General features: G+C 60.3%; 3 protein-coding genes. All 3 read right to left on the bottom strand.

What is annotated here, in order from left to right:
- Positions 1-1396, bottom strand: a 1396-nt coding sequence (locus tag PMI23_RS13000) for an RHS repeat domain-containing protein (protein ID WP_007949859.1), incomplete at its 3' end; no start/stop codon positions are given.
- Positions 1393-5901, bottom strand: coding sequence for a SpvB/TcaC N-terminal domain-containing protein (locus PMI23_RS12995; protein WP_007916254.1), 4509 nt, complete (start codon positions 5899-5901; stop codon positions 1393-1395). The genes PMI23_RS12995 and PMI23_RS13000, both read right to left, overlap by 4 nt.
- Positions 5902-6103: 202 nt before the next feature.
- A complete protein-coding gene (locus PMI23_RS12990; RefSeq protein ID WP_007916251.1) occupies positions 6104-7627 on the bottom strand; it encodes a fumarate hydratase in 1524 nt (507 codons plus the stop codon).
- Positions 7628-7927: the final 300 nt, after the last annotated feature.

The following is a 7927-nucleotide window of genomic DNA, read 5'->3' as shown; positions in this document are numbered from 1 at the left end:
GGCGGGTCGTGTCGGTAAACCATTCATGGCATTTGAAGACGCGCTGGCCCTGGCTGTAACGGTAATGCTCGGCGTCGCTGTTGCTGTTTTTTCGAGTCACCAGCGGCACGCTTTCCAGCTCGTCGCGCGCGTTCCATTGCAACGTCGACCCTTGCTTGAGTTCCAGCTGATTGCCGTGGCGATCAAACAACGTGTCAAAGTCCGGCAGATCGTCGCCGGTTCTCCAGCGCACGCCGCGGTTGCTGTTCGGATCGATGCACATTTGTCGAGTAAAGCTATTACCGTCTCGTACGTGACACAGTTCGATCAGATTACCGCCGTTGTCGTATTGATAGGTCTGGGTGTAATTGAGTCGATTGTTCGGATCGCCCGGTTGCGGCAGGCCGGGAATGTCCGGTGGAGGGGCGTCGTCGTAGCCGGTGGCGCTGGTCAGTCGATAAAGCGAGTCGTAGGTGAAATCGCGGTGGCCGTCGATCAACTGGTTGGCGAAGTAGCGTGGCTGAAAGGCGTGGTCTTCGATGCGAGTGATATTGCCGACACGGTCGTAGAAGTATTCGACGTTTTGCAGGACGCCCCCGCCGTCCTTGCGACTTGATTGAGTGTGCAAACGAGCGTCCGCCGGGTCGTAGGTCCACTGACTGCGCACCTGATTGCCGGCCAGTTGCTCGATGATCTGGTCGTTGGCGTTGTACTGCGTATCCAGCAGCACCGCTTGCCAGCCCGGCGTACCGCTGATCCACAGATCCGCTCGCTTGAGCTGCCCGGCCAGACCGTAACAAGAGCGGCGCCGATGGCCGCCGGCGTCGGTCTGTTCCAGCACTGCGCCCATCGGGCTGAACACCGAGTGGCTGCTGAACGCTGCCTCATCCTGGAAGGTGCGCGTCTCGCTCAGCGGCTGGCCACTGAGGGCAAAACTGTCGGAGCGCAGCGAACTCGAGCGATCTTTCTGCTCCCGCAACTGGCCACGCTGGTTGTGCCTCGCATCGGCCGAGGCGTCGGAATAGGTGAACACATCGACATCGACCTCGCCATTTTCCTCGACCGCGATCACTCGTAATTGCTTGTCGAACGTCGTGCGCCAATGGCTGCCGCGCTCGTCCCAACGCTCCAAAGGCTCACCGGCCCGCCCGGGCAGGGTCAGGCGCCAACCGGCGTCGACGCTGTCGGATTTCAACACCGTACCGTCCAGACTGTAGACCGTAGTCAGGGCAGGTGCCGACAGGCGTGGGTCCCACTGCTCGATCAGACGTTCGGCGTGGTCATGTTGCTGGTGGCTGACAAGGGCAGCAGGTGTGTCATCGGCCACGTTACGCAGGTAAGCAACTTGCCGTACCGGCAGGCCCCGGGCATCGCTCACCGCGAGCGCGGGTGTACGCCGGTGCACATTGGCAGTCATGACCGCGATGCCTTGGCTGGCGGGGACGGCTCGGTGGTGTCATTGAAGTCTTCGCTAGTGTGAAACCAGGGGTGGTACGTTTCTCGAGAGCAATCGCCCTTGGCGTTGACCACTTTGATCTGTCGGCCAAGGGCGTCATAGAACACCTGATCGAAGAAGCCCATTTCGCGCAGCGACTGATCGTTGACGTAACCGTGGGTATCGGCGAAAAACGCCCGAAACTGACGGACTGGCAACCCCTTGTTGTTGTATTCGACCCGCTCGCTGATGCGCCAGCGCGAGTCAGTATCGACCTCTTTGAACTGGCCATCTTCGACGATCAATGAACCGTCGTCGCCCACGGCATATGCCTTGCCCGGATCGACTCGTTGCTGGGTTTGCAGAGCCCTGCCAAAGCCGTCGACACAGGCTTTGACGATCTGGACCTGCCTTAACGGATCATCGGGGTAGCGGTCGGCACTGAGGATCACGCTGTGCACCGGTTCTCGGCGCACCGCACCGATCGCCTGGTGCAATGCCCGCTCTTCAGGCGTCAAGGCTCCCTGGCGCCGGGCGAGTTTTTGCCGCGCACTGGCCCTGATGTGGCCGCTGGGCAGGAGATAGCCTTGGGCAATCCATGCGCTGGCGCCGTTGGCGATCTGCCCCATCCAGCTGAACAGATCCTTGCGCAGGGTACTGGCGGCTTTTTGCACGGCGGCGGGCGGATCGGCAATCGCCGTAGCCGGGCGCCGATCCTGCGGAGGCAAGTAGTCGCTCAGCGGGTTAAAACCCGCAGCCTTGTCTTTTTCGGTGCCGTAAAAACTGCTGGCCAAGGGCTGGCCGGAAGGTTCATGGAGCGCTTCGTGAGTGTTGTCGTTGGCATCGATGATGCGCAGCGGTTGCAGCGCGTGGTAGTCGTACTCAATGCGCGTGGTGCAGCCATCCGGCAGTTCCACGAGGATCACGGCCAGCGCATGAGCGTCATATTCGGCTCGGGTGTGGCCATGGCTGAGGGTTTCGCGATAGCGCAGTACCTTGTAGAAACCGTCGAGGCTGGCGTATTCGGCGTAGCCGAAATTTGCCGACCACAGGTCATGCTCCGTGCTGCCCAAGGGATTTACCCAGAACAGAAACGGCATGGGCAGATAGCCAATCTTCTCCAGTTCGTCACGCACATTGAAGGGCGCAGGCAACACGCTGTAAGCATCCAGCGCAGTCTTGTCCAGTTGTGCCAATTCCAGTGGACCGGCCAGGGCCTCGAATCCGGCAACGCCGTCGTCCAGCAGTTGGCCATCGGTGCTCAAGTAGCGCTGTACAGATTGCGTGATCAGCATCCGTTCAGCGTTCCAGTGCGCCGAATCCTCATGTTTCTTCAGGCACTCATAGGACACTTGCTCAGGCGTAAGCCCGGTGGGCAGTGTGCCTTTGGACAAGACCAGCGCATTGCCACGCTGCTGATAGGGCAAGCCGAGGCGCCAACGCAGCAGGTCTATGATCAGATCGATAAACGTTGCACGGCTTTCATTCAGGTAAAACGACTGTTGCGCCAGGTCATGGGCGTCGCGCCACCATCGCTGTTCATCAGGATCCTTGAACGGTGGCGTATCCTTTTCTGTGAGTCGCCGGCCGTAGCTCACTGTGATGGAATGCGTCGGCTGACCGTGGACGTTGTGGCGCAGGGTCACCTCATTGCGACAGCGTGGATCATCGATAAAACCGTCGTACTGGTAACTGATCTTCTCCACCACAAGGGGCAGCAGAACGGCGGCAGCATAAGGACCTTGCTCGCGCACTTCACGTACCAGGTAACGCAGCTCCTCGACGGTATAAAGCGTCGCAGTTTCGCCGCTGTCCACAGCTGTATCGGCATAGGTCTCGATGCGTGTGACGGCGCCGACCAGCGCCCGGGAGATCTGATACCGGGCGTCGTCATCGTGCGCAGGAATGATTTCATCGACATCGTCTTGTGAGTGATATCGACTGAACAGGGTGTTGCCCAGGGCTACCGCGTGTACATCCCGATTGAAGTAGTCGTCGCGCGGTCGATCCATTGATTGCCCGGTATGAAACCAGGTGCAGACCCGCATCGGTTCGCTGAATCCGGTGCCCTCAGCGCCGGTGGCGCTCTCACTGTCGGTTTGTTGCAGCAGGCCGAAACCACGGAACTCGCGCTCACGGCTGTCGTAGAAGCCTTCGCGCCAAGTGAAAGTCTGCGTCAGAACGTTGCCGGTGATTTCATCCAGTTGCTGCTGTTTATGGACCACCGCCACTGGGAACGGCAGGTGGCACGCCGGAAAACGTCTAAGGGTGGGCATTTGGCGTTTTTCATCTAGCCATTCCTGCGCCGAGCTGCGGTAGACCACGCTGGCACTGCAACCCATGTTGTTGTTACTGCTGGTCAGCAGATACGGCTTGGCCGAGACGAAATCGTAGCGCCAGTGCTGCGGTTGCATGTGCGTCACCGTCAGGATCAGGCTGGCGCAGCCCAGGCCTTGCAGATCGGCGAAGCTCACTTGACTGAGCCGGTCGTAGCGCACGCCGTCCGGCCACGGTACGTTGATCGGTGTTTGCTCCAGACCATTGCCGCCGCGATTCAGGTAGATCTCGAAGAACTCCGATTGCAGGTAAATCAGCGACGCGGCACCGGAGCCGTCCAGGTCAGCAAGGCGCACGCGGGACGAGTCGAACGTTTCGTATCTGAAAGGCAATTCGCCGATCTTGCGACCTCTGCCAAACCGGCCGTGGCCCAGGTTCGGCCAGCAGCGGATTTCGTCGTGACGTATCCGGCACAGCTCGGGCATGTCGCTGCCCAGCAGGTTGCCCAACAGCACCAGTTCCGTGCGGGAGTTGCTAAACAGTGGCAAGCGGTCGTCGTCGGGCTCGTGCGGCACCTCTTCAGGCGCGGCGAAGCCTTGTTCGCGCTGGTTGGCGTACAGCCGCACGGAGTGCGGCCCGATCAACGCCAGGCTACTCAAACCGTCGCCGATCAAGTCACCAAGCGTCGAGAGGGTGTTGAAAAACTCCGGCGGGAATCTGCCGAAAGGGACGAAGTCGGCAAACGTGCGTTGTTCTGTCAGGGTGCGAAAACCACTGATGCCCGGTTGTGCGGTGACCCAGTCGAGCCGACCGTCACCCGTCAGGTCGGTCAGCAGTTGCTGGACCGGACGGTTGCGATCAGCGACCGGAATCTTGTCCAGCGCGAGCCAGGGCGCATAGTCGATTTCATCGGGGCCTTTCGTCGCGCGGCGTGGTTCGCGGTAGTACCAACTCTGGTCATAGCGGCAGAGAAAACCCGGCACGCCTTCGCCATAAAGATCGACGCACTGGTAAAAACCACCGTCCTCGATACCCGGCTGAACATCGAATTCGAGGAAGCGCGCCGGGGTTTTATTGATGTCGAAAGGGGCGTAGTCGAACTCGACCGGTGGTGTGTTTTCGACTACGCCGCTGGCATCGAATGCCTGATAGTGCGCCGCGCTGATCTGGCTGTAGGCCCACTGCGCGATATTTTGCGGTTGTTGATATTCCAGTAACAGGCGGCGCACCAGTTTCGGTTGCTCAGTCGATTGCCCGGGAAAGTGATGAAACAGCAACGCCTGCTGGCAGAGTCTGCGAGTGCCCAGTTCAAAACCCTGACCGTGGGTTGAAAAACGATCAGGACGGACTGTCCAGGGTTTGAGGGAGTCACCGTCATATACCGGGATATCGGTCAGTGACGTGCTGCGCTCGCCGTAATCGAACAGCAGATGAAAGTGCCAATCCAGTTCGACCGGATTATCCGTTGTCCAACTGTACAGATCGCTGCTGGCCGTGAAGTTGCCGTAACACACGCGGCGCAGATAACGCTGGGCGCGGTAGTCATGCAGCGGGTCGGGATCCTGATCATCGGCCTTGTATTCGAAGCAGATGTGTTCGCCGCGCGCGTTCATGCTTTCGCACAGCAGCCATGTGGCGATATGTCCAGGGGCGTGCGGGTCGGCAACTCGTGTGGCTTCGGTTTTGCCGTAAAGGTGCAGCGAGCCGTCAGCGCCGTGTATCAGCCAGAATACCGGTGGATCGGCTTCCCCGGTTTGCCGCTGCCAGCGCTCGCGCAGGGCGAAATCGCTTTCCACTCGAGGCCAGTAGCGCACGACTCTGTGCGGGCCGATGTCGACGCTGTTGTAGGTGCTTTCCTCACGGAATTTGAGTTCACCGTTTTCATCCAGCTCCGGCATCCACACTTCGCCATCGACCCCGATGATCTCGTCGTGGTCGGAGTAACGCGGCACGCCTTTGTTGGTTCTGCGATTGATCTGACCGACGCCACCCAAATGCCAGGACAGGCCGAACGGACCATTGCCGCTTTGGCTGCTGTAATTCAGCGAAAACTGCGGATCCCAGCCCCGCCCGGCAGACGTCGGAATCGGCAATTCGAACGACGCCGCCCCGGTCGGCCCCACTGCGCCCCAGCTTTTGCCGATGGTAGCGATCGATGCGCTTTTGGCGATGGAAGGGGTGGTGATGCTCAGCTCTTGTTGATCAGGCATGGTCGAATCCATTGCGCGCGAGAGGGGCGTGAATGGACTGACGCTAACAAGAACAGCGCATAAATGAACCTGTCAGATCTGACAGGTGCGCAAGATCATTTTGTGTGCTTCGGCAGGTTTTTTATCGCGATTGGTTTGCACATGCAAAAACGGCCGGGTCACCCCTGAGGATGAACCGGCCGTTTTCATGCAGGCGAAGGGCTTACTGCACTTCTACCGCCAGGCTTTCGCTGATCTTCTGTTGCCAGATCGCAGGGCCGGTGATGTGCACCGACTCACCTTTGCTGTCCACCGCAACGGTGACCGGCATGTCCTTGACCTCGAACTCGTAGATCGCTTCCATGCCCAGTTCGGCAAAGGCCAGCACTTTCGACTTCTTGATCGCCTGAGCGACCAGGTAGGCAGCGCCGCCGACAGCCATCAGGTACACGGCTTTGTTGTCCTTGATCGCTTCGATCGCGGTCGGGCCGCGCTCGGATTTGCCGATCATGCCCAACAGGCCGGTCTGCTCGAGGATCTGCCGGGTGAACTTGTCCATGCGCGTCGCGGTGGTCGGGCCCGCCGGGCCAACCACTTCGTCACCGACCGGATCAACCGGGCCGACGTAGTAGATGAAGCGACCTTTGAGGTCCACCGGCAGGGTTTCACCTTTGTTGAGCATCTCGACCATGCGCTTGTGCGCGGCGTCGCGACCGGTGAGCATTTTGCCGTTGAGCAGGACGGTTTCGCCCGGCTTCCAGCTCTGCACGTCTTCCGGGGTCAGGGTGTCGAGGTTGACGCGACGGGCCGACGGGCCGGCTTCCCAGACGATTTCCGGGTAGGCGTCCAGCGGTGGCGCTTCCAGCGAGGCTGGACCGGAACCGTCGAGTACAAAGTGCGCGTGACGGGTGGCCGCGCAGTTCGGGATCATGCACACCGGCAGCGAAGCGGCGTGAGTCGGGTAGTCCATGATCTTCACGTCGAGCACGGTGGTCAGGCCACCGAGGCCCTGGGCGCCGATGCCCAACTGGTTGACCTTCTCGAACAGCTCCAGACGCATTTCTTCGATGCGGTTCTGTGGGCCACGGGCCTTGAGTTCGTGGATGTCGATGGATTCCATCAACACTTCTTTGGCCATGACGGCAGCTTTCTCGGCGGTGCCGCCGATGCCAATGCCGAGCATGCCCGGTGGGCACCAGCCGGCGCCCATGGTCGGAACGGTCTTGAGTACCCAGTCAACGATCGAGTCGGACGGGTTGAGCATGGCCATTTTCGACTTGTTCTCGGAACCGCCACCCTTGGCCGCCACGTCCACTTCCACGGTGTTGCCCGGGACGATGGAGTAGTGGATGACCGCTGGGGTGTTGTCCTTGGTATTTTTCCGAGCGCCCGCCGGGTCGGCGAGGATCGAGGCACGCAGGACGTTTTCCGGCAGGTTGTAGGCGCGACGCACGCCTTCGTTGATCATGTCGTCCAGGCCCATGGTGGCGCCATCCCAACGTACGTCCATGCCGACGCGCACGAACACGGTAACGATACCGGTGTCCTGGCAGATCGGGCGATGGCCGGTGGCGCACATGCGCGAGTTGATCAGGATCTGCGCCATCGAGTCACGGGCCGCTGGCGATTCTTCGCGCAGGTAGGCTTCGTGCATCGCCTGGATGAAATCCACGGGGTGGTAATAGGAAATGAACTGCAGGGCGTCGGCAACGCTCTGAATCAGGTCGTCTTGCTTGATCACGGTCATGAGTCGCGCTCCTCTAAAAGACGGGAACATTCAATAAGGTGCCTGCGGCTTGGGTGCATCGGTCGGTCGCAAGCACCTTTCAAGGCACGCCGGGGCTGCTGGCGCGACGCTAAAAAGGCGCGGCAGTATACCGCGCCTCGATGGGGCGTACACGCGCCGGCAGTCATTCGTTGGTCGCATGGGTGGGCGAATATCGGACAGCGGGTTTGCACGTCAAGATTTACCCCCTCACCCCAGCCCTCTCCCCTAGGGGGGCGAGGGGGAAAGGGAGCCGATCTTGATGCTGTTCAAACCTGAGCT

Source organism: Pseudomonas sp. GM24, from assembly GCF_000282235.1.
Lineage (GTDB): Bacteria > Pseudomonadota > Gammaproteobacteria > Pseudomonadales > Pseudomonadaceae > Aquipseudomonas.
Note: the sequence above shows the minus strand (reverse complement) of the source record. Positions and strands in the feature narration are given on the sequence as shown.

Coding starts and splice junctions, on each gene's coding strand:
- PMI23_RS12995 (WP_007916254.1), bottom strand. CDS start 5,901: ATGCCTGATCAACAAGAGCTGAGCATCACCACCCCTTCCATCGCCAAA.
- PMI23_RS12990 (WP_007916251.1), bottom strand. CDS start 7,627: ATGACCGTGATCAAGCAAGACGACCTGATTCAGAGCGTTGCCGACGCC.